General features: G+C 66.9%; 22 protein-coding genes and 2 rRNA genes. 16 read left to right on the plus strand and 8 right to left on the minus strand.

The genetic code is table 11. The features are described 5' to 3' along the window. Together GZH52_RS01990 and rrf are read left to right on the plus strand one after the other, a co-directional pair. Positions 1–104 (plus strand): 23S ribosomal RNA (locus GZH52_RS01990); the annotation flags it as partial. A gap of 101 nt (positions 105–205) precedes the next feature. Continuing rightward, positions 206–320 (plus strand): 5S ribosomal RNA (gene rrf, locus GZH52_RS01995). 154 nt (positions 321–474) lie between these two features. Here rrf and GZH52_RS02000 read toward each other — a convergent pair. Together GZH52_RS02000 and GZH52_RS02005 are read right to left on the minus strand one after the other, a co-directional pair. Further along, the gene (locus GZH52_RS02000) at positions 475–1,455 is read right to left on the minus strand and encodes a GlxA family transcriptional regulator (RefSeq protein WP_239057987.1); all 981 of its coding nucleotides are present in this window, start codon (positions 1,453–1,455) and stop codon (positions 475–477) included. A 139-nt stretch (positions 1,456–1,594) separates the two neighbouring features. Next, the gene (locus tag GZH52_RS02005; RefSeq protein ID WP_239057988.1) at positions 1,595–2,371 is read right to left on the minus strand and encodes a transporter substrate-binding domain-containing protein; all 777 of its coding nucleotides are present in this window, start codon (positions 2,369–2,371) and stop codon (positions 1,595–1,597) included. Between the two features lie 210 nt (positions 2,372–2,581). Here GZH52_RS02005 and GZH52_RS02010 point away from each other — a divergent pair, with 210 nt between their 5' ends. The 5 genes from GZH52_RS02010 to GZH52_RS02030 all read left to right on the plus strand — a co-directional run bounded on the left by GZH52_RS02010 (position 2,582) and on the right by GZH52_RS02030 (position 11,943). Next, a complete protein-coding gene (locus GZH52_RS02010; protein ID WP_163314853.1) occupies positions 2,582–7,381 on the plus strand; it encodes an NAD-glutamate dehydrogenase in 4,800 nt (1,599 codons plus the stop codon). A 241-nt stretch (positions 7,382–7,622) separates the two neighbouring features. Then, positions 7,623–8,726, plus strand: coding sequence for an ABC transporter ATP-binding protein (locus GZH52_RS02015; protein ID WP_163314854.1), 1,104 nt, complete (start codon positions 7,623–7,625; stop codon positions 8,724–8,726). A 34-nt stretch (positions 8,727–8,760) separates the two neighbouring features. Further along, positions 8,761–9,792 carry an ABC transporter substrate-binding protein gene (locus tag GZH52_RS02020; RefSeq protein WP_163314855.1) on the plus strand — a complete coding sequence of 344 codons (1,032 nt, stop codon included), beginning with the start codon at positions 8,761–8,763 and terminating at the stop codon, positions 9,790–9,792. 66 nt (positions 9,793–9,858) lie between these two features. After that, positions 9,859–11,115, plus strand: a complete 1,257-nt coding sequence (locus GZH52_RS02025; RefSeq protein WP_163314856.1) for an ABC transporter permease — start codon at positions 9,859–9,861, stop codon at positions 11,113–11,115. Positions 11,116–11,118: 3 nt separating this feature from the next. Beyond that, the gene (locus GZH52_RS02030; RefSeq protein WP_163314857.1) at positions 11,119–11,943 is read left to right on the plus strand and encodes an ABC transporter permease; all 825 of its coding nucleotides are present in this window, start codon (positions 11,119–11,121) and stop codon (positions 11,941–11,943) included. Between the two features lie 47 nt (positions 11,944–11,990). Here GZH52_RS02030 and GZH52_RS16945 read toward each other — a convergent pair whose 3' ends face one another. The 3 genes from GZH52_RS16945 to coaBC form a co-directional block, all read right to left on the minus strand. Beyond that, entirely contained in the window at positions 11,991–12,113 is a 123-nt protein-coding gene (locus GZH52_RS16945) for a hypothetical protein (RefSeq protein WP_275405015.1), read from the minus strand. Positions 12,114–12,202: 89 nt separating this feature from the next. Beyond that, complete coding sequence (dut, locus tag GZH52_RS02035; RefSeq protein ID WP_163314858.1) at positions 12,203–12,655, minus strand: dUTP diphosphatase; 453 nt, start codon at positions 12,653–12,655, stop codon at positions 12,203–12,205. A 15-nt stretch (positions 12,656–12,670) separates the two neighbouring features. Then, positions 12,671–13,864, minus strand: coding sequence for a bifunctional phosphopantothenoylcysteine decarboxylase/phosphopantothenate--cysteine ligase CoaBC (gene coaBC, locus GZH52_RS02040; protein ID WP_163314859.1), 1,194 nt, complete (start codon positions 13,862–13,864; stop codon positions 12,671–12,673). Between the two features lie 110 nt (positions 13,865–13,974). Between coaBC and radC the strand changes: the two genes are divergently transcribed. The 9 genes from radC (at position 13,975) to GZH52_RS02085 (ending at position 21,098) form a co-directional block, all read left to right on the plus strand. After that, entirely contained in the window at positions 13,975–14,652 is a 678-nt protein-coding gene (gene radC / locus GZH52_RS02045; RefSeq protein WP_163314860.1) for a RadC family protein, read from the plus strand. Between the two features lie 320 nt (positions 14,653–14,972). Continuing rightward, a complete protein-coding gene (gene rbsK / locus GZH52_RS02050) occupies positions 14,973–15,866 on the plus strand; it encodes a ribokinase (RefSeq protein ID WP_163314861.1) in 894 nt (297 codons plus the stop codon). After that, positions 15,863–16,261 (plus strand): D-ribose pyranase, encoded by a 399-nt coding sequence (rbsD, locus tag GZH52_RS02055; RefSeq protein ID WP_163314862.1) that lies wholly within the window; start codon positions 15,863–15,865, stop codon positions 16,259–16,261. Before rbsK ends, rbsD begins: the two co-directional genes overlap by 4 nt. Positions 16,262–16,266: 5 nt before the next feature. Further along, positions 16,267–17,760 (plus strand): sugar ABC transporter ATP-binding protein, encoded by a 1,494-nt coding sequence (locus GZH52_RS02060; protein ID WP_163314863.1) that lies wholly within the window; start codon positions 16,267–16,269, stop codon positions 17,758–17,760. Then, entirely contained in the window at positions 17,761–18,702 is a 942-nt protein-coding gene (locus GZH52_RS02065; protein WP_349290630.1) for an ABC transporter permease, read from the plus strand. Positions 18,703–18,739: 37 nt separating this feature from the next. After that, positions 18,740–19,675: a ribose ABC transporter substrate-binding protein RbsB gene (rbsB, locus tag GZH52_RS02070; protein WP_163314864.1), complete on the plus strand. Its 936-nt coding sequence runs from the start codon at positions 18,740–18,742 to the stop codon at positions 19,673–19,675. 125 nt (positions 19,676–19,800) lie between these two features. Beyond that, positions 19,801–20,175: an oxidoreductase gene (locus GZH52_RS02075; RefSeq protein WP_163314865.1), complete on the plus strand. Its 375-nt coding sequence runs from the start codon at positions 19,801–19,803 to the stop codon at positions 20,173–20,175. Beyond that, the gene (locus tag GZH52_RS02080; protein WP_163314866.1) at positions 20,156–20,626 is read left to right on the plus strand and encodes a hypothetical protein; all 471 of its coding nucleotides are present in this window, start codon (positions 20,156–20,158) and stop codon (positions 20,624–20,626) included. The genes GZH52_RS02075 and GZH52_RS02080 overlap by 20 nt, the downstream gene beginning before the upstream one ends. A gap of 160 nt (positions 20,627–20,786) precedes the next feature. Next, on the plus strand, positions 20,787–21,098 hold the full coding sequence (locus GZH52_RS02085; RefSeq protein WP_163314867.1) for a monooxygenase: 312 nt from the start codon (positions 20,787–20,789) through the stop codon (positions 21,096–21,098). Positions 21,099–21,123: 25 nt separating this feature from the next. Here the strand turns inward: GZH52_RS02085 and GZH52_RS02090 are convergent, their stop codons facing one another. Genes GZH52_RS02090 through GZH52_RS02100 form a run of 3 tightly spaced genes read right to left on the minus strand, consistent with a single transcriptional unit; the run spans position 21,124 to position 25,193 of the window. Further along, complete coding sequence (locus GZH52_RS02090; RefSeq protein WP_163314868.1) at positions 21,124–22,749, minus strand: methyl-accepting chemotaxis protein; 1,626 nt, start codon at positions 22,747–22,749, stop codon at positions 21,124–21,126. Between the two features lie 30 nt (positions 22,750–22,779). Beyond that, positions 22,780–23,388 (minus strand): 3'-5' exonuclease, encoded by a 609-nt coding sequence (locus GZH52_RS02095; RefSeq protein ID WP_163314869.1) that lies wholly within the window; start codon positions 23,386–23,388, stop codon positions 22,780–22,782. Further along, positions 23,388–25,193, minus strand: a complete 1,806-nt coding sequence (locus GZH52_RS02100; RefSeq protein WP_163314870.1) for a putative nucleotidyltransferase substrate binding domain-containing protein — start codon at positions 25,191–25,193, stop codon at positions 23,388–23,390. The genes GZH52_RS02095 and GZH52_RS02100 overlap by 1 nt, the downstream gene beginning before the upstream one ends. Positions 25,194–25,228 lie beyond the last annotated feature (35 nt).

Consider the following 25,228-nt stretch of genomic DNA (forward strand, 5'->3'; position numbering starts at 1 on the left):
CCCTCCTGAAGAGTCGTTCGAGACCAGGACGTTGATAGGTCGGGTGTGGAAGTGCCGTGAGGCATGAAGCTAACCGATACTAATTGCTCGTGAGGCTTGATCCTATCATTTGAGTGGCTTTGCCAGGATAGGCAGAGTACGCGATACAAGATTCTACCGTCGTGGAGGTTCCACGATTCGGCTTCTGTAATTTGACAAGTTAATGTCTGGTGGCCATAGCGAGGTGGTCCCACGCCTTCCCATCCCGAACAGGACCGTGAAACACCTTAGCGCCGATGATAGTGTGGCATTCGCCATGTGAAAGTAGGACACCGCCAGACGCCCCATCCGCAGACCCCCAGCTCAATGAGCTGGGGGTTTTGCTTTGCGCGCGGGCTAAAGAGCTCATCCACAGCGCGCACCACTGCATTCCACCACCCATAAAAACGAAGGGGCGTGTCCTGACGGACACGCCCCTTTTTGCGTCGCGGCTGCTTACAGCGAGTGTTCGCTGTGCTGGTTCGCATGCTGCGCGCGCTCTTCGCGCGGCGTGATATTGAAGTGGTTGCGGTAGGTGCTCGAGAAATGCGGGCCGCTCGAGAAGCCGCAGGCGAGGCCGATCTGCACGATGGATTTCGACGTCTGCTGCAGCAACTGGCGGGCACGGTTGAGCCGCAGCTCCAGATAGTACTTGGACGGCACCGTGTTCAGGTACTGCTTGAACAGGCGCTCGAGCTGGCGGCGCGAAACGCCGACGTAGAAGGCGATGTCGTCGGTCGACAGCGGCTCTTCGATGTTCGCTTCCATCAGGCTGACCGCCTCGGTCAGCTTGGGCTGGCTACCGCCGATCCGCGTCGCCAGCGGGATGCGCTGGCGTTCGTTGCCGGGGCGGATGCGTTCCATGCTGAAACGTTCGGACAGGCGGGCGGCGAATTCCCCGCCCAGATGCGAAGAGACCAGGCTGATCATGAAGTCCAGCGTCGCCGCGCCGCCCGCGCAGGAGGCGCGGTTGCGGTCGATCTCGAACAGGTTGGACGAGACGATGACTTCAGGGTAGTCCTCGGAGAGGCGGCCGATTTCCTGCCAGTGGATGGTCGCGCGAAAACCCGTCAGCAGGCCCGCGCGTGCCAGCCAGTAGCTGCCGCAGCCGATGGCGGCGACCAGCAGCTTGTCGTTGCCGGACTGGTTGACGGCACGGCTGATCTCATCGGTATTCACCTCGCAATGGGTGTCGCTGGAAAGGACAAACAGCGCGTCCAGCCGCGGGGCATGGGAGAGCGGCAGCTCGACCGGCAGCCGTTGTCCGCCCAGCAGGGCGACCGGCTGGCCATCCAGTGACAGCGACAGGCATTCGAAGCAGCGGTTTTCCGCCAGCTGGTTGGCGCAGGTGAGCACCTCGCTGGCGATCGCGAAGTCGGCCATCGAGGCATTGGGAAGCAGCAGGAAGCCGTAGCGTAACGGTCTGCTGGCCTGCATCTTGGGAGGAGCCATCTAGAAGGTCGGGCCGGTTGGTGATGAGTGAAGAAAACATGGTGCCGTCCGCTTGCGGGATTGCGACGGCAGATTATGCATATTGTACGACCAATGCCCCCTGGCAGGCGAGCATCTGGCTTGCCTAGCGGCTATCTTTGCCGTACAGGTCGAAGCCGAAGTAGCGGCGTTCGATCTGGCGGTACTGGCCGCTTGCGCGCAGCGAGGCGATGGCCCGGTCGAGTCGAGTGGCCAGCGCGAGGTCGCCCTTGCGCACGGCGATGCCGGTTCCCTCGCCAAAGTATTCGCTCTGGCGGTATTCGGGGCCGACGAAGGCGAAGCCCTGGCCCTGCGGTTTTTGCAGGAAGGCGTAGTCACCGACCGCGCTGTCGACGAAAACCGCGTCGAGCTTGCCTTGGGCGAGCGCGTCGAAGGCCTGGGCTATCTTGCGGTAGCCAGCCACGCGGGCGCCCTGGCGCTCCCACTGTGCTTCGGCGAAGCGTGCCTGGGTCGACGCGGTCAGTACGCCGACGCGCCAGCCCGCCAACTGCCGAGGGGGCTGGCGGCTGCCCTCGCGGGCGATCAGCCGGCTGGGGATCTTGTAGTAACGGTCGGAGAAGTCGACCAGTTGCCTGCGCTCGCGGGTGATCTGCATCGACGAGAGGATCGCGTCGAACTTTCCGGCCTTCAGCGCGGGGATCAGTCCGTCCCAGTCTTGCGAGACGATCAGGCAGTCGACCTTCATCTCGCGGCACAAGGCGTAGGCGATGTCGACGTCGAAGCCCTGCGGATTGCCGCCCGCGCTGATCGAGCTGAACGGTGGGTAGTTGAGGTCCATGCCGAAGCGCAGGGTTTCGGCGTGCGCCATCGTCAGCAGGCAGCTGAAGGTCAGGGCTAACAGGCGGGCCGGGCGCGGCATCATGCTCTCCATCGGGGTAGGCTGCGTGCCAGTGTTTGGCTGGCGCGGGGCGGCAATTCTAACCGCTTCGCCCGGTTCAAGGAATCATCCTGTCGAGGCGCGTTCTATCTAAGAGGGATGTGTACGGACGTGTCGCAATCCGGAAATGCCGCCTGGCTGGCGGGTTCTACAATCGCCACGCTATCCACTCTCCATAATAAAACAGGAGACATCATGTCGTTGAGCAACAAGGCCGAGCTGGCCAGCCTGATCGCCGATATCCAGGCCGTCGGCGCGCAAAAGCTGTCCGCCGCCGAGGCGGCGCGTTTGTCCGCATTCTTCCCGGTCTACTTCGAGGAAACCGAGCACGCCGACCTGTCGCGCTTGCCGGCAGCCGACCTGTTCGGCGCGGCGGTCGCGCATTACGAGTTCGCCGCCGAGCGCCGCGCGGGCGTCCCCAAGGTGCGCATCTATAACCCGGACTTCGAACGCGACGGCTGGCAGAGCACGCATACGGTGATCGAGATCGTCAACGACGACATGCCGTTCCTGATCGATTCGCTGACCATGTTCCTCGCGCGCAACAGCCTAGGCCTGCACCTCCTGGTGCACCCGGTGGTCGAGGTCGAGCGCGACGCCGAGGGCCGGCTGCTCGCGATCGAGCGTGCCGAGGCGCGTGCGTTGCCGCTCGAATCGATGATCCATGCGCAGGTCGACCGGGTGACCGACCCGGCCCGTCTGGCCGCCCTGCAGGCCGAGCTCGAACGCGTGCTCTCCAATATTCAGCTGGCCGTGCGTGACGAGCCGGCGATGCGCGCGCGTGTCGAGGCCCTGTGCGAGGCGCTCGCCGGGCAGGACGGTGACGCAGCGGAGGCGCGCGCCTTCCTGCAGTGGATGGCGGCCAACCACTTCCTGTTCCTCGGCTACTGCGACTACGATCTCGTCAAGCGCGACGGCCAGGACAGCCTGAAGATCGTCAAGGGTTCGGGCCTCGGCATCCTCGAGGACCAGGGCGGCAAGGAATACTCGGCCAGCTTCGACGCGCTGCCGCAGGAGTTACGAGAACTTGCGCACCTGCCGCACCGCATCGTGCTCAACAAGTCGCAGTCGCGCTCGATCATCCACCGTCCGGCGTACATGGACTTCGCCGGCGTCAAGCGCTTCAACGAGGCGGGCGAGGTGATCGGCGAGTCGCGCCTGCTCGGCCTCTATACCGCGCGCGCCTACCAGGCCTCGCCCAAGGACATCCCCATCTTGCGCGAGAAGGTCGACTATGTGACCCGCACCTGTGACTTCGTCGACAACAGCTACAAGGCAAAGACGCTGTCCTTCGTGCTGGAGACCTACCCGCGCGACGAGCTGTTCGAGATCGAGGCCGAGGTGCTGCAGCCGATCGCCGAGGGCATCGTCAACCTGCAGGAGCGCCCGCGCGTGCGCCTGTTCGTGCGCAAGGACCGCTACCACCGCTACGTCAGCTGCCTCGTATTCGTGCCGCGTGACAGCTTCAACACCGAGGTGCGCCTGAAGATCGAACAGGTGCTGCGCCGCGCGTTCGGCGGCAGCGGCTGCGAGTTCAGCGTGCAGATCGGCGACGGCATGCTCGCCCGCGTGCACTACATCATCCGCGTGCCGACTTCGACGCTGCCGGCCTACCGCGAGAGCGAGATCGAAGCCGAGATCGCGCGCGTGGTGCGCGGCTGGAGCGACGAGCTGCACGGCCTGTTGGTCGAGGCAGGCGGCGAGGAGGGCGGCAACGCGCTGTTCGCCCGTTACGCGGACGCCTTCCCCGTCGCCTACCGCGAGGAATTCGGCGCGCGCAACGCGCTGGTCGACATCCGCCACATCGAAGACGCGGCGAGCCGCCAGTCGCTGGCGATCAAGCTGTACCGCCCGTTCCAGCAGGGCGCCCGCCAGTTCAACCTCAAGCTGTTCCGTGCCGGCGAGCCGGCCAGCCTGTCGTCCAGCCTGCCCATCCTCGAGAACATGGGTGTGCGCGTGAAAGACGAGCACCCGTACCGCATCGAGCGCGCCGGTGGCGATGCGGTGTGGATCTCCGACTACGGCCTGGACCTGGGGGACGCCTTCGACAAGCTGTGCGACGAGGCAACCCAGCAGGACTTCCAGCAGCTGCTCGCCGAAGTGTTCGCCGGCCGTGTCGAGAACGACGGTTTCAACCGCCTCGCCCTGCTGGCCGGCCTCGACTGGCGCGAGATCACGCTGATCCGCGCGCTGTCCAAGTACCTGCGCCAGGGTGGCCTGCCGTTCGGCCAGAGCTATATCGAGCAGTGCGTCGCGCACTACCCGGCGATCACCCGCGCGCTGGTCGACCTGTTCGCCGCGCGCCTGTCGCCCACCGCGCGCGACGACGCGCGCGCCGAGGCGCTTCAGCAGGAGGTGAAGACCCTGCTCGACGGCGTCGCCAACCTCGACGAGGATCGCATCCTCAACGGCTTGCTCAGCGTGATCCTCGCCGTACGCCGCACCAACCTGTGGCAGGCAGCTGCCGACGGTGGTGCCAAGGCCGCGCTGTCGTTCAAGCTCGAGTCCGGCGCGATCCCCTTCCTGCCGCAGCCGCGCCCGCTGTTCGAGATCTGGGTGTACAGCCCGCGCATCGAGGGCGTGCACCTGCGCGGCGCCAAGGTCGCCCGCGGCGGCCTGAGGTGGTCCGACCGCATGGAAGACTTCCGCACCGAGGTGCTCGGCCTCGTCAAGGCGCAGATGGTCAAGAACTCGGTGATCGTGCCGATGGGCTCCAAGGGCGGCTTCGTGTGCAAGCAGCTGCCGGCGCCATCCGACCGCGAGGCGTTCATGGCCGAGGGCATCGCCTGCTACAAGATCTTCATCGCGTCGCTGCTCGACCTGACCGACAACATCGTCGCCGGCGAGATCGTCCCGCCGCGTGACGTGGTGCGGCTGGACGCCGACGACCCGTACCTGGTGGTCGCCGCCGACAAGGGCACGGCCAGCTTCTCCGACATCGCCAACGGCGTGTCGGCCGAGTACGGCTTCTGGCTGGGCGACGCGTTCGCCTCCGGCGGCTCGGCCGGTTACGACCACAAGGGCATGGGCATCACCGCGCGCGGCGCGTGGGAGTCGGTCAAGCGCCACTTCCGCCACCTGGGCGTCGACATCCAGAACGAGGACTTCACCGTCATCGGCATCGGCGACATGGCCGGCGACGTGTTCGGCAACGGCATGCTGCTTTCCGAGCACATCCTGCTCAAGGCCGCGTTCAACCACCAGCACATCTTCCTCGACCCGAACCCGGACGCGGAGACGAGCTTCGCCGAGCGCGCGCGCCTGTTCGCGCTGCCGCGCTCGTCGTGGGCCGACTACGACCGCTCGCTGATCTCCGAGGGCGGCGGCGTGTTCGAGCGCTCCGCCAAGAGCATCCCGCTGTCGCCCGAGGTGCGCGCGTGGTTGAAGACCGACGCCGAGCAGATGGCGCCGACCGCGCTGATGCACGCGATCCTCAAGGCCGAGGCGGACCTTCTCTACAACGGCGGCATCGGTACTTATGTGAAGGCGAGCGACGAGACACACGCCGACGCACGCGACCGCGCCAACGACGCGCTGCGCGTCAACGGCGGCGAGCTCAACGTCAGGGTGGTCGGCGAGGGTGGCAACCTCGGCTGCACGCAGAAGGGCCGCATCGAGTTCGCGCAGAAGGGCGGGCTGATCTGCACCGACGCGATCGACAACTCGGCCGGCGTCGACTGCTCCGACCACGAGGTCAACATCAAGATCCTGTTGGGCGCGGTGATGCAGCAGGGCGACATGACGCTCAAGCAGCGCAACGAGCTGCTCGCGCAGATGACCGAAGAAGTCGGGACGCTGGTGTTGCGCAACAACTACCTGCAGACGCAGATCCTCGCGGTCAACCGCCTGAACGCGCCGGGCATGCTCGGCGCGCAGGGCCGGATGATGAGCACGATGGAGAAGGCGGGCGAGCTCAACCGCGAGCTCGAGTACCTGCCGGGCGACGGCGAGATCGCGGCGCGCCGTGCCGCCCGCGGCGGGCTGACCTCGCCCGAGGTCGCCGTGCTGCTCGCGTACAGCAAGATCACGCTCGACCAGGCGCTGCTCGCGTCCGAACTGCCTGACGAGGCGGACTTCCTGCCGGTGCTGACCGACTACTTCCCGCAGCCCTTGCAGGCACGCTTCGGCGAGGCGATGAAGGGTCACTACCTGAAGCGCGAGATCATCGCCAACCAGCTGGCCAACCGCATCGTCAACCGCATGGGCACCACCTTCGTGTTCCGCCTGAAGGAAGAGATGGCGCTGACTGAGGCCGAGATCGCCCGCGCGTGGTGGGTCGCCGACCATGTGTTCGGCGGCGAGGCGCTGTGGCGTCAGATCGAGGCGCTCGACAACCGCGTCGCGGCCGACGTGCAGGTGGGCATGATGGTCGCCGTGCGCACGCTGATCGAGCGTGCGACGCGCTGGGTGCTGCGTAACCGCCGTCCGTTGGGCGCGGTCAGCGAGCAGATTTCGCTGTTCGCGGGCAAGGTGCAGGCGCTGGAAGCGCGCCTGTCTGCCATGCTGGGCGCCGACGACTACCCGCAGGTTGGCGTGCGCGAGTCCGAACTGCTCACCGCCGGCGTGCCGGCCGAGCTCGCCCATCTGGTGGCGCGGCTCGAGTTCGCGGTGCCGCTGATGGACGTGATCGAAGTGGCCGACAGCGTCGCGCTCGACGCGGATCGCGTGCTGGCCGGTTACCTCACGCTTGGCCGCCTGCTGCAACTGGACTGGCTGCGCGGCGCGATCACCGCGCTGCCGCGCGAGAACCGCTGGCAGTCGCTGGCACGCTCGGCGCTGCGCGACGACCTGTACCGCCTGCACCGCCGTCTGGCGAAGAGCGCGTTCGAGCACGCGGCAGGCGAGGCTGACCCGGTTGAGGTGTGGAGCGCGGCGCGCGGCGCGCAGGTCGACGCCTGCCGGGCGATCTTCGCCGAACTGCAGGGCTTCGCCGTGCTCGACCTGGCGATGCTGTCGGCCGGCATGCGTGAGCTGAACAACCACCTGCTCGACTGACCTTCGTTTCTTGCTGCCAGCAAGCCTGTCCGCCTCGGCGGGCAGGCTTTTTCTTTGTCCGGCGGGTGCTGCGGGTTCGACATGAGCAGGCATGCCTTTTGCATTGGATATCCGCGACGCTTCCGAGCATGTGCAGTAGAGCTTTAGCTCTTTACATGTAATGACGATGTGGTTAATGTATTTGCAAATGCAAAACTAGATTCCGCCAAGCGGAACATGGTAGGCCACCCTAGGAGAGCCCATGAGCGAAACCCAGTCCGGCGACGCCCTCGTCAGTTTTCGTGGCGTACAAAAGAGCTACGACGGCGAGAGCCTGATCGTCAAACACCTGGACCTCGACATCCGCCGCGGCGAGTTCCTGACCCTGCTCGGGCCGTCCGGCTCGGGCAAGACCACCTGCCTGATGATGCTCGCTGGCTTCGAGACGCCGAGCCACGGCGAGATCTGGCTGGACGGCAAGTTGCTCAACCGCGTGCCGCCGCACAAGCGCGACATCGGCATGGTGTTCCAGAACTACGCGCTGTTCCCGCACATGACCGTCGGCGAGAACCTTGCCTACCCGCTGAAGCTCAGGAAGCTGTCCGCCGGCGAGATCGCCGAGCGCGTGAAGAAGGCGCTCGGCATGGTCAGGCTGGACGCGCTCGCGCACCGCTATCCGGGCCAGCTCTCCGGCGGCCAGCAGCAGCGGGTGGCGCTGGCGCGCGCGCTGGTGTTCGAGCCCAAGCTCGTGCTGATGGACGAGCCCCTGGGCGCGCTCGACAAGCAGTTGCGCGAGCACATGCAGCTCGAGATCAAGCATATCCACGAGCGCCTCGGGGTGACCGTCGTCTACGTGACGCACGACCAGAGCGAGGCCTTGACCATGTCCGACCGCGTCGCGGTGTTCAAGGACGGCATCATCCAGCAGATCGACACGCCGAACGCGCTGTACGAGGCGCCGAGTAACGCCTTTGTCGCCAGCTTCATCGGCGAGAACAACCGCCTCGACGGCGAGGTGGTGTCGGTCGACGGCGAGCAGTGCAGCGTGCGCCTGGGCGACGGCTCGCTGGTGCGCGCACAACGCGCCGGCGCCGAGGCTGCCCGCCCGACCGCGATGTCGATCCGCCCGGAGCGGGTGCGCCTGGGCGCGCTTGCCGCGCCGTGCGAGACGCGCCTCTCGGCGCGGCTGATCGAGCAGATCTACCTGGGCGACCATGTGCGGCTGCGCCTGGCGCTGGGGCCGACGCAGGGCTTCATGGTCAAGGTGCCGATCAGCGACGTCGACACCGCCTGGCAGGCCGGGCAGACGCTGGACGTGGGCTGGATGGTGAAGGATTTGCGGGCGCTGGCGCCGCAGGACGCTTGAACAGGCCGGCAGACAATATCAAGGAGAGGAACACATGAAGAAACAGACCACCCTGGCCGCCGTACTGGCCCTGACCTTTGCCGCGCCGGCTTTCGCGCAGAAGAGCATCACCGTGGTGTCGTTCGGCGGCGCCAACAAGGCCGCGCAGGAAGTCGCGTTCTACAAGCCTTTCGAGAAGGCGACCGCCACCCAGGTCGTCGCCGGCGACTACAACGGCGAGATGGCCAAGATCAAGGCGATGGTCGACGCCGGCCGCCCGAGCTGGGACGTGGTCGAGGTCGAGTCGCCCGAGCTGTTGCGCGGTTGCGAGGAAGGCCTGTTCGAGAAGATCAACTGGGCCAAGGTCGGCAACAAGGCTGACTTCGTCAAGCCGGCCATCTCCGAGTGCGGCGTCGGCATCTTCGTGTGGTCGACGGCGCTGGCGTACAACGCCGACAAGCTGAAGGCGGCGCCGGCCAGCTGGAAGGACTTCTGGGACGTCAAGAAATTCCCGGGCAAGCGCGGCCTGCGCAAGGGTGCCAAGTACACCCTCGAATTCGCGCTGATGGCCGACGGCGTGCCGGCGTCCGACGTGTACAAGGTGCTCGGCACCAAGGCCGGCGTCGAGCGCGCGTTCAAGAAGCTGACCCAGCTCAAGCCGAACATCCAGTGGTGGGAAGCCGGCGCGCAGCCGCCGCAGTTCCTCGCCTCCGGCGACGTGGTGATGAGCTCGGCGTACAACGGCCGCATCGACGCCGCGCAGAAGGAGGGCAAGAACCTCAAGGTGGTGTGGAACCAGAGCATTTACGACGTCGATTCGTGGGCGATCCCCAAGGGCGCCAAGGCGGCCGAGGCGACCCAGTTCATCGCGTTCGCCAGCAAGCCCGAGCAGCAGAAGGTGTACGCGAGCAATATCGCCTACGGCCCGACCAACGTGAAGGCGATCAAGCTGCTGCCGGCCAAGGTCGCGTCCAACCTGCCGACCGACCCGGCCAACCTCAAGGGCGCGCTGCCGATCGACGTCGCGTTCTGGGTCGAGCACGGCGAAGACCTCGAGGAGCGCTTCAACGCCTGGGCCGCGAAGTAAGTTCGGTCTCTGTCGTACCACCCGCGGCCGGCGCCTGACGCCGGCCGTTTTTTCCCGGGGACTGCCATGTCCGAAAGTGTACCCATGCCCGGTGCGCTGCTTGCCGCCGACGGCGTGCCGCTGAAGGCGCGCCTGGCCCGCCAGCGCCGCCTGCGCCAGCTGAAGGCGGTGCTGTTGGTGCTGCCGCTGATGCTGTTCCTGCTGCTGACCTTCCTGTTGCCGATCGGCGCCTTGCTGACCCGCAGCGTCGACAACCCCGAGGTTGCCGCCGTGCTGCCGCAGACCGGCCGCGCGCTCGCCGGCTGGGACGGCCGTGCCTTGCCCGGCGACGACGCGTTTTTGGCGCTCGCACAGGACCTTGCGCGCGCCAAGGAGGAAAAGACCGTTCCCGAGCTGGCCAAGCGCCTCAATATGGAAGAGCCGGGCTTTCGCTCGCTGTTGCAGAAAACCGCGCGCAAGATGCCGCTCGCTGCGGGCGAAGCGCCCAAGGCCGCGCTGCTGGACATCGACGAGCGCTGGGGCGAGCTGCCGTACTGGCGCGCCATCGCGCGCAACGGCCATACGGTCACGCCTTACTACCTGCTCTCGGCGCTCGACATGCAGCAAGGCGCGGACGGCACGCCCGAGCTGAAGGCGGAGGAGGAGCGCGCCTTCCTGAGCATCTTCGGGCGTACGCTGTGGATGAGCTTCTGGGTGACGGTGTGGTGCCTGCTGCTGGGCTACCCGCTGGCGTACTGGCTGTCGCAGTTGCCGGCCAGACGCAGCAACCTGTTGATGATCCTGGTGCTGTTGCCGTTCTGGACTTCGGTGCTGGTGCGTGTCGCCGCGTGGATCGTGCTGTTGCAGCGCGAGGGCCTGATCAACAGCGCGCTGATGGCGCTCGGGCTGACCGACGCGCCGCTGGAGCTCGCGTTCAACCGCGTCGGCGTCTACATCGCGATGGTGCACATCCTGCTGCCCTTCGTGATCCTGCCCGCGTACAGCGTGATGAAGAGCATCCCGCCAAGCTATATGCGTGCGGCGATCTCGCTGGGCGACCATCCGTTCGCCGCGTTCTGGAAGATCTATTTCCCGCAGACCGTCTCCGGCGTCGCCGCCGGCGCCTTGCTGGTGTTCATCATGTGCATCGGCTACTACATCACGCCGGCGTTGCTGGGCAGTCCGGAAGAGCAGATGGTCAGCTACTACGTCGCCTTCTACACCAACGTGACGATCAACTGGGGGATGGCCGCCGCGCTGGGCACCCTGTTGCTGGTCGCCACCTTGCTGCTGTACGCCGTTTACCAGCGGCTGGTCGGCAGCGACAAACTGAGTCTGGGGTAAACCATGCTGCCTGCTTACGCTTCCCTACCCGAGAAGGCTTGGTTCTGGCTGTTCCGTATCTTCAACGTGCTGGTGCTGCTGTTCCTGGTCAGCCCGCTGTTCGCCATTGTGCCCTTGTCGTTCTCGGCCGACTCCTTTCTGGTCTACCCGATCCGCGCGTTTTCCCTGCGCTGGTACGAGGCCTTCCTGACCGACGGCGAATGGACGCGCGCGCTGATGAACAGCTTCATCGTCGCACCGGCGGCGACGCTGATCGCGACCGTGCTGGGCACGCTGGCGTCGGTCGGCCTCGCCAGCCGCGAGTTTCCGGCCAAGTCGCTGCTGATGGGGATTCTGGTGTCGCCGATGGTGGTGCCGGTGGTGATCGTCGGCGTCGGCGCCTACCTGTTTTTCGCGCCGCTAGGCTTGACCGGCAGCTACCTCGGCCTCGTGCTGGTGCACGCGGCGCTGGGCGTGCCCTTCGTGGTGATCACCGTCAGCGCGACGCTGGCCGGCTTCAACACCAACCTGATCCGCGCCAGCGCCAGCATGGGCGCCGGGCCGCTGACCACCTTCATGAAGGTGGTGATGCCGCTGGTGGCGCCGGGCATCATCTCCGGCGCGCTGTTCGCCTTCGCGACCTCGTTCGACGAGGTGGTGGTCACGCTGTTTCTCGCCGCGCCCGAGCAGATGACGCTGCCACGGCAGATGTTCGGCGGCATCAAGGAGAACATCAGCCCGGCGATCGCGGCGGCGGCGACCATCCTGATCCTGTTCTCGGTCGCGCTGTTGCTGACGCTCGAATGGCTGCGCGGCCGCGCCGAGCGCATGCGCACCCGCAAGGCCTGAAAAGCAAGTCGCCCGGGACAAAGCCCGGGCGGTCGCGTGGCGAAACGTCAGCTGGGGTCGGCGGGTCCGCCGCCGGTGCTCCAGTTGACGGGTTCGGGTGTGCTACTGCACCCGCTGACGGTGACCGCGGCGAGCGCGGCCAACAGTACGGCAGCCAAGATTCTGGGCATGCGCATGATCCGTCCTTTCCTGCCATGCGCCGCGAATGCGGCGCTTGCAGTATAGGCAGCGCACCTGCAAAGCAAGCCCGTCGGATGGCTCAGTGCTGGCCGGTGCTGCCGAAGCCGCCGGTCCCGCGTTCGCTCGCGTCGAAGTCTTCGACGATATTGAAGCTGGCCTGCACCACAGGCACCAGCACCAGCTGGGCGATGCGCTCGAGCGGGTTCAGCGTGAACGGCGTCTGGCCGCGGTTCCACACCGACACGAACAGTTGGCCCTGGTAGTCGGAGTCGATCAGGCCGACAAGGTTGCCCAGCACGATGCCGTGTTTGTGGCCGAGGCCCGAGCGCGGCAGGATGATCGCGGCGAGCGACGGGTCGCCGATATGGATCGCCATGCCGGTGGGTACCAGCAGCGTCTGCCCCGGTTCGATCACGGTGGTGTCGTCCAGCATCGCGCGCAAGTCGAGGCCGGCCGAGCCGGGGGTCGCGTACGCGGGCAGCTGCTCGTGCAGGCGGGGGTCGAGGATCTTGACGTCTAGCGTCACGGGCATCTTTGTCTTCCTTGATCAGTGAGTGGCGGCGCGTTGGCTTAGCAGCGCGGCCAGGTGGTGGACGATGGCGCGGGCGACGTCGCGCTTGGGCATCGCCGGCAGCGGGTGGTTGCCCGCGTCGTCGAGCAGCACGACTTCGTTGTCGTCGGCGCCCATCGCCTGCTGCGCGAGGTTGGCGACCAACAGCGGCACCTGCTTACGGCGGCGCTTGGCGTCGGCGAACTCGAGCAGGTTGCGGCTCTCGGCGGCGAAGCCGACGCAGAACGGCGCGGCCGGCAAGGACGCGATGGTGGCGAGGATGTCCGGGTTTTCGGTCAGTTCGAGCAGCGGCGGCGCGTCGCCCTTCTTCAGCTTGTGTTCCGAACGGTTTTTCACCCGGTAGTCAGCGACGGCGGCGACCGCGACAAACACGTCGCAGCGCGCGGCTTCGGCGAGCACCGCACCGTGCATGTCGTGCGCGCTTTGCACGTCTATCCGGCGCACGCCGGCGGGCGCCGCCATCCCGGTCGGCCCGGAGACGAGGGTGACCTCGGCGCCGGCGTCGCGGCAGGCGCGCGCGAGCGCGTAGCCCATCTTGCCCGAGCTGATATTGGTGATGCCGCGCACGGTGTCGATCGGCTCATAGGTCGGCCCGGCGGTCAGCAGCACGCGCTGTCCGGCGAGCACCTTCTCTTCCAACAGGCCCAGCGACAGTTCGAACAATTCTTCCGGCTCGAGCATGCGACCGTCGCCGGTTTCGCCGCATGCCTGCGCGCCCGACGCCGGCCCCAGTACCGCGACGCCGTCGGCCTTCAGCTGCGCGACGTTGCGCGCGTTGGGCGCGTTCTCCCACATCTGGCGGTTCATCGCCGGCGCGACGGCCAAGGGGCAGGTGCGCGCGGCGGCCAGCGTGGTCAGCAGGTTGTCGCACTGGCCATGCGCGAACTTGGCCAGGGTGTCAGCGCTGGCCGGCGCGACCAAGAACAGGTCGGCGCGGCGCGACAATTCGATATGCGCCATGCCGCCGGCGGGGCGCTCGTCCCACAGGTCGGTGTACACGGCGTGGCCGGACAGCGCCTGGAAGGTCAGCGGGGTGACGAAGCGGGTCGCCGCCTCGGTCATCACGACTTCGACACGGTGGCCGGCCTTGACGAACAGGCGGGTGAGTTCGGCGGACTTGTACGCGGCGATACCGCCGGTGACGCCCAGCAGGATGCGTTTGGCTGTCATGGTGTGGACGGGGGAGGGCTACGCAAAAGGCGAGTTTACCGGAATTTGCCGGCCGGCGAGGCCGGCGGCTTGCTACAACTAAACCGTTGTCGACAGGCGGGGAGGGTGTGGTGGCGATCGCCGATTGGCCATCTGACGAGCGGCCGCGGGAAAAAATGCTCGCGCGCGGCGCGTCGGCGCTTTCCGACGCCGAGCTGTTGGCGATCTTCCTGCGCACCGGCGTGCCGGGTGTCTCGGCGCTGGCGCTCGCCCGGCGGCTGCTCGCGCGTTTCGGTTCGCTCGGTGCCTTGTGCCGCGCGAGTGAAGCCGAGCTGTGCATGGAGCCCGGCGTCGGCCGCGCCAAGTACGCGCAGCTGATGGCCGCGCACGAGCTGACGCGGCGCGCGCTCGCCGAGCAACTTTCCCGAGCCGACGTGCTGGAGAGCCCCGGCGCTGTGCGCGACTACCTGCGCTTGCTGCTAGGCGCGCGCGAGCGCGAGGTATTTGTCGCGCTGTTCCTCAACGCCGCGCACGAAGTGCTCGCCGTCGAGGAGATGTTCGCCGGTACCCTGACCGAGACCCGAGTCTACCCGCGCGAACTGGTGCGCCGTGCCTTGCTGCACAACGCCGCCGCCCTGATCGTCGCGCACAACCACCCGTCCGGGCGCGCCGAGGCGTCGATGGCCGACGTCGCGCTGACCGCGACGCTGCGCGACGCGCTCGCGCTGGTCGATATCGCCTTGCTCGACCACTTCGTGGTGACCGCACAGGCGGCCGTTTCGCTCGCCGAATCCGGCCGCCTGCGCTAGCGGCGTGATTTTTTTGCAAGTGGGCGCGGCGGCAGTTCTGGCCGCCAGCGGCTGCCGGGCCAGGCAGGAGCCTGATTTCCCTGCAGGCGCTGCGAGGAGGCGCCGGAGGGGGGGCGCCCACCGTGCGCAATATTTCCATGGGGTTTTGCGGAAGTGATGATTGCGCGATATGAATAAAAGAGGGGCACGAGCTTTGCGTAATCGGCAACGTTCGGTGTTGGTCGGGTTTGGCTTGTAGTTGTGAATATTTTAATATTCGCGGCTTTTATAGTGCCCGCCGACCACGGGTGCAGTCTCGGAACACACGGAAACAGAACAAGATGCCCAAGGTTGTCGTTGTCGGCAGTATCAATATGGACCTGGTCGCGCTGGCCAGCCGCTTTCCCGAGCCGGGCGAGACGCTCAGCGGTGAACGCTTCGCGACCTTCGCCGGCGGCAAGGGCGCGAACCAGGCGGTCGCCGCGCGCCGCCTCGGCGCCGAGGTCACCATGGTCGGCTGCGTCGGCGACGACCTGTTCGGCCGCGACCTCAAGGCCGGCCTCGAGCGCGAAGGCGTCGACACCCACCACGTGCACACCGCCGAAGGGACGGCCAGCGGCGTCGCCTGCATCACCGTCAGCGGTGCCGAGAACCACATCATCGTGATCCCCGGCGCCAATCACCGGCTGACGGTGGCCGACGTCGAGGCGGCCGAGGCCGAGATCGCCACGGCCGACGTGGTGCTGACCCAGCTCGAGGTGCCGCTTGCGGTGGTCGAGGCGACCGCAAGCGTCGCGTGCCGCCACGGCGTGCCGCTGATCCTCAACCCGGCGCCGGCCACCGCGTTGCCGGCCGAGCTGCTCGCCAAGGTGAGCTACCTTACGCCGAACGAACACGAACTCTCCATCGTGCTGGACGCCGGCGACACGCCGTTCCCGGACATGATGGCCCGCCTGCCCGGACAGGTGGTGATGACCAAGGGCGCGCATGGCGCCTATCACGTCGACGCGCAAGGCGCGTTTGTCCACCAGCCGGGTTTTGCGGTCGACGCGGTCGACACCACCGGCGCCGGCGACACCTTCAACGCGGCGTTCGCCACCTACCTGGGCGAGGGCGCTGCCGTCGCCATGCGTTACGCGTGCGCCGCGGCCGCGCTGTCGGTCACCCGGCTGGGCGCGCAGGGCGGCATGCCGCACGCGGACGAACTTACCGCGTTCATCAAGGATAAAGCATGAAAAAGACAGGAACGCTGAACGCGCAGCTGGCGCGGGTACTGGCCGAACTCGGCCACGGCGACAGCATCGTGATCGCCGACTGCGGCCTGCCTATCCCGCCGGGTGTCGAGCGCATCGACCTTGCGCTGACGCCGGGCATCCCGTCCTTCGTCGATACCCTGCAGGTGGTGCTTTCCGAGATGCAGGTCGAGCACGCGGTGATGGCCGAGGAGGTGCGCCGCTTCAACCCCAGGGCGACCCAGTGCGCGGTCGAGCTGCAGGAGGCCGGCATCGGCGTGCGGCTCATCAGCCACACGGACTTCAAGGCACTGAGCAAGGGCGCCCGTGCGGTGATCCGTACCGGCGAGGCGACGCCTTACGCCAACGTGATCCTGTTCTCCGGCGTCGTGTTCTAAAGGGGATGCGCTTGAGTACGCTGGTAGAAATGCGCGGTATCGCCAAGTCGTTCGGCCCGGTCAACGTGCTGAAGGACGTCGCGTTCTCGCTGGCGGCGGGGGAAATCCACGCGCTGATGGGCGAGAACGGCGCCGGCAAATCGACGCTGATGAAGATCCTGACCGGCCTCTATCGTGCCGACGCGGGGCAGATCGCCGTCGCCGGCGAGACGGTGAACATCCGCGACCCCAAGCACGCCGAGTCGCTCGGCATCGCGATCATGCACCAGGAACTGAACCTGATCCCCGAGCTGACCGTCGCCGAGAACCTGTTCCTCGGCCGCGAGAAGACGGTGGGTGCGGGCCTGCTCGACATGGGCACCATGCGCCGCCTGTCGCGCGAGTACTTGTCGCGCCTCGCGGTCGAGCTCGATCCGGACGCCGAGGTCGGCACGCTGTCGATCGGCCAGCAGCAGATGATCGAGATCGCGCGCGCGCTGTCGCTGAACGCGCGCGTGCTGATCATGGACGAGCCGACCGCCGCGCTGACCGAGCGCGAGATCGACGCGCTGTTCAAGGTGATCCGCGAACTGCGCGCCGACGGCGTCGGCATCGTCTACGTGTCGCACCGCATGGAAGAGATCTTCGCGCTGTGCGACCGCATCTCGGTGCTGCGTGACGGCGAGTTCGTCGGCACCGAGCGCATCGTCGACACCTCGCTCGACCATGTGGTGCAGATGATGGTCGGCCGCGAGCTGGGCGAGCGCTTTCCCAAACGCGAGGTCAGCCACGGCGTCGAGCGCCTGCGCGTCGAGCACCTGTCCGACGGCCGCCATATCGAGGACATCAGCTTCTCGGTGCGTGCGGGCGAGGTGGTCGGCATCGCCGGCCTGATGGGCGCCGGGCGCACCGAGATTGCGCGCACCCTGTTCGGCCTGAACAAGCGTGCGGGCGGCCGCATCTTTGTTGACGGCGCCGAGGTGAAGATCACCAAGCCGTCCGACGCGATCGCCTACGGCGTCGGCTTCGTCACCGAGGACCGCAAGGCGCAGGGCCTGGTGCTAGAGATGTCGGTGCGCGAGAACATCACGCTGCCCCTGGTACCGACCATGGGCCGCACCGGCATCGTCGCCAAGGGCGAGGAGAAGAGCCTGGTCGCGCGCTGCATCGACATGCTGAAGATCCGCACGCGCGACGCCGAGCTCGAGGTGAAGTCGCTGTCCGGCGGCAACCAGCAGAAGGTGGTGCTGGCCAAGTGGCTGAGCCTGAAGCCGCGCGTGCTGATCCTCGACGAGCCGACCCGCGGCGTCGACATCGGCGGCAAGGCCGAGATTTACCAGATCATCAACCAGCTCGCCTTCGACGGCGTGGCGGTGGTGGTGATCTCGTCCGAGCTGCCCGAAGTGCTCGGCATTTCCGACCGTATCCTGGTGATGCACGAAGGCCGGCTGGCGGGTGAAATCGCCGCGGCCGACGCGACCCAGGAATCCATCATGCATCTGGCTACCGGAGGGTATTAAGTGGCCGTCAGTCAAACCAAGAAACTCGTGCAGAAGCTGGGCCCGCTGATCGGCCTGATCGCGCTGTGCGTCGTACTCGCCGTGATGAGCGACAACTTCCTCACCGTCGGCAACCTGCTCAACGTGATGCGCCAGGTCTCGATCAACGCGCTGATCGCGTTCGGCATGACCTTTGTGATCCTGTCCGGCGGCATCGACCTGTCGGTCGGTGCCATCCTCGCGCTCTCCGGCGCGGTGACCGCCGGGCTGATGGCCTCGGGTACCGATCCGGTGCTCGCGACCTTCGCCGGGCTCGCCTGCGGCACGCTGATGGGCGCGTTCAACGGTCTGGCCATCACCAAGGGCCGTCTGGCGCCCTTTATCGTCACGCTGGCGACGATGACCATCTTCCGCGGCCTCGCGCTGGTGTATACCGGCGGCCGTCCGGTGACCGGGCTCAACAGCGACTTCTTCTTCATGCTGGGCAACGGCTACCTGGGCGCGCTGGTGCCGATGCCGGTGATCACCATGTTCATCGCCTTCGGCGTGTTGTGGTTCATCCTCAAGCGCACCGCGTTCGGCCGCCACGTCTACGCGGTCGGCGGCAACGAGGAGGCGTCGCGCATCTCCGGCGTGCGCGTCGACCGCGTGAAGATCATGATCTACGCGACCTCGGGCTTCCTCGCCGCACTGGCCGGCCTGATCCTGACTTCGCGCCTCAATTCGGCGCAGCCGACGGCGGGAACCGGCTACGAGCTCGACGCGATCGCCGCCGTCGTGCTGGGCGGCACCAGCCTCGCCGGCGGCCGCGGCTGGATCGTCGGCACCCTGATTGGCGCCTTGCTGATCGGCGTGCTGAACAACGGCTTGAACCTGCTGGAGGTGTCGTCCTTCTACCAGCAGGTGATCAAGGGTGCAGTTATCCTGCTGGCGGTGCTGCTCGACCGTCGCCAGGGACGCTGACGCAAATAATCCGTACCAAGTCTCAAGGGAAATACAGATGAACTCGCTCGTGAAAACGCTGATGGGTACCGCCTTCGCGGCCCTGATCGCCACCGGTTGCAGCAAGCAGGGCCCGGAAGCTTCGGCCGAGGCGTCCGCCGCCGCCGCCGACAGCGGCGTGCCGACCATTGGTCTGGCCGTCTCCACGCAGAACAACCCCTTCTTCGTCTCGCTCAAGCACGGCGCCGAGGAAGAGGCGAAGGCGCAGGGCCTGAACCTGGTGGTGGTCGACGCGCAGGACGACCCGGCCAAGCAGATCGCCAGCATCGAGGACCTGATCCAGAAGAAGGTCAAGGTCATCCTGGTCAACCCGACCGACTCCGCGGCCGTGGTTTCCGCGGTGAAGGCCGCCAACGCAGCCGGCATTCCGGTGGTCACCCTCGACCGTTCGGTCGAAGGCGGCGAGGTGGTCGCGCATATCGCGTCGGACAACGTGGCCGGCGGCGAGATGGCCGCCAACTTCCTGAAGGAAAAACTGGCAGGCAAGGGCAAGGTCGTCGAACTGGAAGGTATCCCGGGCGCGTCCGCTGCTCGTGAGCGTGGCCAGGGCTTCCACAACGTGATCGACAAGGAAACCGGCATCCAGGTTGCCGCCAAGCAGCCGGCCGACTTCGACCGCGCGCGCGGCATGAGCGTGATGGAAAACATCCTGCAGGGCCAGAAGGACGTCGCCGGCGTGTTCGCGCACAACGACGAGATGGCGCTGGGTGCGCTGCAGGCGCTCGAATCCGCCGGCCTGAAGGACGTGGTGGTGGTCGGCTTCGACGCGACCGACGACGCGGTCGCCGCCGTCAAGGCCGGCCGCATGGCCGCGACCGTCGCGCAGAAGCCGGAGCTGATCGGCAAGGCCGGTGTCGACACGGCCAAGAAGATCATCGACGGCCAAAGCGTCGACAAGAACATCCCGGTGCCGCTCGAGCTGGTCAAGCAGTAAGCCCCGCTTGTTCTCCCATCCAAGATGGCGCCCTTGCGGCGCCATTTTTATTGACCTGCAGCAATATGCCTTTTGGGTTTGCTGGCTACGCTGTGCCTTTTGTCACGACTGGAAAGAAACATCCGATGAAAAGCATTTCGGTATTGGTGATCGGCGCCGGCGAGACCGGCGCGCCGCTTTTGACGCAGCTGCTGGACGCGCCGTTCGTCGACGTGCGCGGCGTCGCCGACCTTGACCTGACGCGGCCGGGCATCGCGCTTGCCCGCGCGCGCGGCGTGGCGGTCAGCGACGACTTCGAGGCGCTGGTGAAAGCCGGGCCCGACGTCGACGTGATCATCGACGTCACCGGCGTGCCGGCGGTACGCGAGCGGCTGCGTACGCTGATGCAGCAAGGCGGCAACACGCATACCGTGATCGTGCACGAGCGCGTCGCGTTGCTGATGATGTCGCTGGGCGCAGGACAGCTGGTAGAGACTCGCCATGCCGAGAGCGGTTACTGAGCGCGGGCGGCCAGCCGGGATACTGGCCGTCCTGTTGCTGGCGGTGGCACCGGCGTTGGCGGAGGCCGCGTGCCTGCGCGGCGAGTCGACCGTGTTTGCCTGCCAGAGCACGCAGGGCAAGCAAATCGAGGTGTGCGACGCCGGGCGTACCCTCAGCTACGCCTTCGGCCGCCCCGGGCGCCCCGAGATCGTCCTGCGCGTGCCGCGTGCGGCGGCGTCGACCTGGCAGTGGCAGGGCGTCGGCCGTTATGTCTCGTACGCGGTCAACCTGCCCAACGGCAACACCGAGTACAGCGTGTACTGGGGGATGGACCGCCTGAGCGATGAACACGAGGTCGAGGCCGGCGTGCACGTGAGCATAGGCGGACGTCCGGCCGCGACCGTACGCTGCGCGCCCGGCGCCGATATCGAGCAGAACATCGAGGGGATCGATCTGCGCGCGGCCGGCTAAGCGACGCCGCGCTGTTTCAACGCGAGGGTGAGCATTGCCGCAGCGCGGCGGGGCTGTGGCGCTTGCCGGATGGACGCTCTTGCGTTAGCCGCCGGCTGACAAGCCCTTGCCATTGGCGTACCGTAATGGATCCAATATCCATAAACGGAGCGCCCGAGCCATGACCCATCCTGTCCTTCTGCAAATCGACTTCGACTACGCTGGCCCTTGGGGAGAAGACCTGGCCGCCGCTGCGGCGCCGCTGGCGGCGGACATCGCCGCCGAGCCTGCGCTCATCTGGAAGATCTGGACCGAGAACCGGGAAGAGGGCGTCGCGGGCGGCTGGTATGCCTTTACCTCGCGCGAGGCCGCCGACACCTATCTGGCCAAGCACAGCGCCCGGCTGCACGCCTTTGGCGTAGACAGCGTGCGCGCACGGTTCCTGAACCCGAACAGTGCGCTGGGGGCGCTTACCCGCAGTCCGCTTTCCTGAGCCGGGAGGGCCGGCAGGCCGGCGCTCAGATGCGGAAGGTCTCGGTCTGGGTGGCCAGTTCGCCGGAGGTGCGCTGCAGTGCCTCGCTGTCGCGGCTGATCTGGCTGGCCTGTTCGATGGCGCGGTCGACCTCGGTTTTTGCCTGCTCCAGCATCTGGCCGGTCGCGCGTACCGCTTGATGGATATGCTGCGCCCGCTCGCCGGCGTGTTCGACCTGGCCCAGCGACGCACCCAGGCCGGCGATGCCCGCCTCGATGCGGGCGGCGACCTGCTTTGACTCGTCGGCGACCCTTTGCGCGTCGCTCCGGGTGCTGTCCATGCCGGCGCATAGCTGGTCGATATTGGCGACGATGCCGCCGATCGCCTGTTTGGTGCGCGTCAGCGTGCTGGAGGTTTGCAAGGAGAGCTTGCGTACCTCGTCGGCGACCACCGCGAAGCCGCGGCCGTTTTCGCCGGCCCGGGCTGCCTCGATCGCGGCGTTGAGCGCGAGCAGATTGGTTTGCTGGGCGATGTCCTCGATCACGGCGAGGATGCCGTTGATTTCCTGTGCCTGCTGGCTGACCTTGCCCAATTGTCCGGCAAGCTCGGTGGTCTGCGCCGCGCTGGCATCCACCTCGCCGGCGAGCAGGGTGAGGCCGGTGGCCGCCTGGGTCAGCTGATGGTGGCTCTCGCCGATCAGCCCGGCCGCCTCCCGGCTGAGTTGCGCTGCCGCGTCGGCGGTTTCCTCGATCTGCGCGCGCTGTGCCGAGAAAGCGTGCAGGGTGTGGCCGGCGCCCGAGAGCTCGCCGTTCATGTCCAGGCTTTGCCGGAAAAAGCGCTCGGCCTGGGCGCTGGCGTGCTGCGCGCCTTGCCGTGCCCCGTTCAGCGACTGGCGAAGTTCTGCGAGTAGGGTGTTCAGTGCCCGGCCGATGGCGCCGACCTCGTCGTTCCCCTCGTCCAGTTGCGCGTTCAGGTCGCGCGCCTGCGCCATGCCGACCAGCGTGTGCTGCATGGTCTCCAGGCGACGGCTCAGACGGCTGCCGACCTGCCAGGCCACCACGCTGCCCAGCACGATCAGGAAAACCCCCATCAGCGAGAGCCTGATGAAGTTCTGCTTCGCGGCCGCTTCGATCGTGGAGAGCGACACGTCGATGCCGACAATATATTCCAGCCCGCCTGGCGTCTGCATGGGCTGGAACAGCGAGCGGTGCTCGCCGAAGCTGTCGGTGTATTCGGCGAAGTACGGCTGGCGGTTCCTGAGCGCGGCCAGCGCCTCCGGCGGGGCGTCCTCGTAGACATCGCCGGACTGGGCGAACTTGTTTTCACCAAAATCCGCCTTGGTCGCCGAGTCCGCCAGATAGACGATCTTGCCGTCGCGCAGGACGAGCGCGTACAGGTATTCGAGGTTGACCCGCTCGACGAACTGCCCGTTGGCGGAGACCTTGGCGCGATACTCGTCAGCGGGCACCTGTCCTGCGTCCAGGCGCTTGAGGTAGCTCTCGGGCAGCAGCCACGGTGTCGCGTGGGCGGCGGCGCGCAATCTGCCGTCGACCTCGGCGCGCAAATCCTGCCACTTGCCCCACTGCGCGTAGGCGACGATGGCCAGCACCGAGAGGATGTTCGCCAGCATCAACGCGGCGATGATGCGTCCCTTGAGTCCCAGTCGTTTCATGGATAAGCCTTTCTGATGCGTAGCGGCCGACTAGCCGAAGCCGCGCTGTTTCAAGGCGAGGTAGAGCATTGCCGCGGTAATCGCGTCGCCCGCCGCGTCGTGGCGCGGCAGCGCCGGTACCTTCAGCTCGTCGATCAGCGTCTGCAGCTTGAGGTCGACGTGGCTGTCCGGGTGCTGGCGGAACTTGTAGTCGTAGTAGCGCGCCGAGAGCTCGACCTGCCGGTTGGGCAGCGTGCAGCCGATCAGCGGCTTCACGTACTTGTTGAGCACGGCGACGTCGAATTCGAGGTAGTAGCCGACCAGCGCCCGCCCGCCGATGAAGTCGAGCAGCCGGCCGACGGCGTCGGCCGGCGTGAGCCCCGCGCTCAGGTCGCGCGGGCGCAGCCCGTGCACGCTGACGTTCTTCGCCTCGGGCCGGTGTTCAGGGCGGACCAGTACGTCGAAGGTCTCGCTGGCGATGATGCGGTTGCCGCGGATCTTCACCGCGCCGATCGACAGCAGCTCGGCCTCGCCGACGTTGAGGCTGGTCGTCTCGCAGTCGACGCTGACGAGTTCGTCCGGATGCTCGTCGAACAGCGCAAGGTAGCGTTCGTCGCGCAGGCTGTGCTTTTGCCAGCCGCGCTTGATGGCGGCGAGCATCAGAAGCTCCCCAGCTTGAAGTGGTGGCGCAACTGCTGCTTGTAGCGTTTGACCACGGCAAACGCGTCTTTGAGCAGGTCGCGCTCGGGCGCGCTCAGGCGCTCGGGCGCGATCAGGTTGCCAGGCACCTGGCCATCCTCCAGCGCGGCCAGGCCACTCTCAAGCTTGATCCCCAACAGGAAGGCCAGCGCTTCGCCGACTTCCTCAACCATCTCGTCGGCGAGCACGCCCAGGCGGGCGAGTTCCAGCAGGCGCTCGTGCGTGTTGCACGCGTGCACGCCGTTTTCCAGCGCGAGCGCGCGGGTGCCGTGCACGATGGGGAAGATGCCGCCCTTCTTGAGGTCGAGCACCGCCTCGCCGTCAGCCTCGCGGGTCAGCAGTTGCGCGAACATGCCAAGCGGGGTGTCGAACTGTTCGATCGCGGCGGCGAAGCGCGCGTAGAACGCGGCGTCGTCGGCGATCAGCTCCCGCAGGCGTGCCTTGGCCGACGCGAGCAGGCCGGCGTCGCCGGTAACCGCCTCGGCGTCGACGAAGATCGCGAGGTTCATCAGCGCGTCGCCGGCCGGCTGCCAGGTCCACTGGCGCAGCTGCCCGGCGAGTGCGCTTTCGGTGAAGCGCCACGCGGCGTTGCTGACCATGATGCCGCCGGGGCAGGGCGGGTAGCCGAATTGTTCAAGCGCGGCCGAGAAGGCCTGGCAGGCCGCCTCGACGCCGTCTGCGGGAAAGCCGTCGCGGATGATCAGCGCGTTGTCCTGGTCGGTCTTCAGGATCTGCTCGCCGCGCCCCTCCGACCCCATCACGACCAGGCAGCTGTTGGCGACGAGTTCGCCCGGCGCCACCAGCGCCCAGGTGCGCTCGAACAGCTGTGCGTTGAGCGTCTGCACCAGGCGCGCGAGCTGCACCGGCTTGACGCCGTGGCTGTTGAGGATGGACGTGAGGCGGGTGATCTGGCGTGCGGCGCCGGCGAGCTCGGCGAGGGTGGTGGCGCGCGCGATGCGCTGCGCGATCAGGTGCGAGTGGTTGGAGAAGTACGACAGCACGTCGACCTGCGACAGGATGCCGACCGCCTCGCCCCCCTCGAGCACGACCAGCCGGCGAATATTGCTGCGCGTCATCGTCAAGAGCGCGTTGAACAGGAAGTCGTCGCGGCTGACGCTCGCCAGCCTGAAGTTGGCGAGCGAGGCAAGCGGGGTGTCGTAGGGGATGCCCTCGATGATCACCTCGCGAAAATCGGTGGTCGTATAGATGCCGAGCCGCTCGCCGTCGCGCACCAGCAGCGACTTGACCTTGTTTTCCTTCATCGTGCGCGCCGCCTCGCGCAGGCTCAGGCTGCCCTCGACGCAGACCGGCGTGCGCAGTTCGACGTCGCCGACCGTGGCGGTGAGCAGGGTCTGCAGCTCGCGCGAGCCCGAGCGCTCGGAGAGTACGCCGAACTTCTCGGAGACGCTGGCGAAGAAGTACGCGCCAAAGCGCAGGTTGCGCTCGGTCAGCGCGATGAGCGCCGCGCGCGGCAGGGACAGCAAGAGCGCCTCCTCGTGCACGACGAAGCGGTGGGCGGTGGCGCCGGTGACCAGCGCGCGCGCGTCGAACACGTCGTCCTTGCGGTAGACGCCGATCACCTCGTCGCCGGCCATCTCGCGCACGATACCCTTGAGCACGATCCACAGTGCGTCGACCGTGTCGCCCGGGCCGAGGATGGTCTCGTCGTCGCCGAAGAACACGATGTCGGCCTGCGCCTCGAGGGTTTGGCGTTCGGCGGGTTCGAGCTGGTCGAACGGTGGGTGGTTGAAGTCGAAACGGGTCATGGCGGGCACGCGGTCTAGAGTTATTCCTATAGCAT

The sequence above is a fragment of the Crenobacter caeni genome, from assembly GCF_010435965.1.
Lineage (GTDB): Bacteria > Pseudomonadota > Gammaproteobacteria > Burkholderiales > Chromobacteriaceae > Craterilacuibacter > Craterilacuibacter caeni.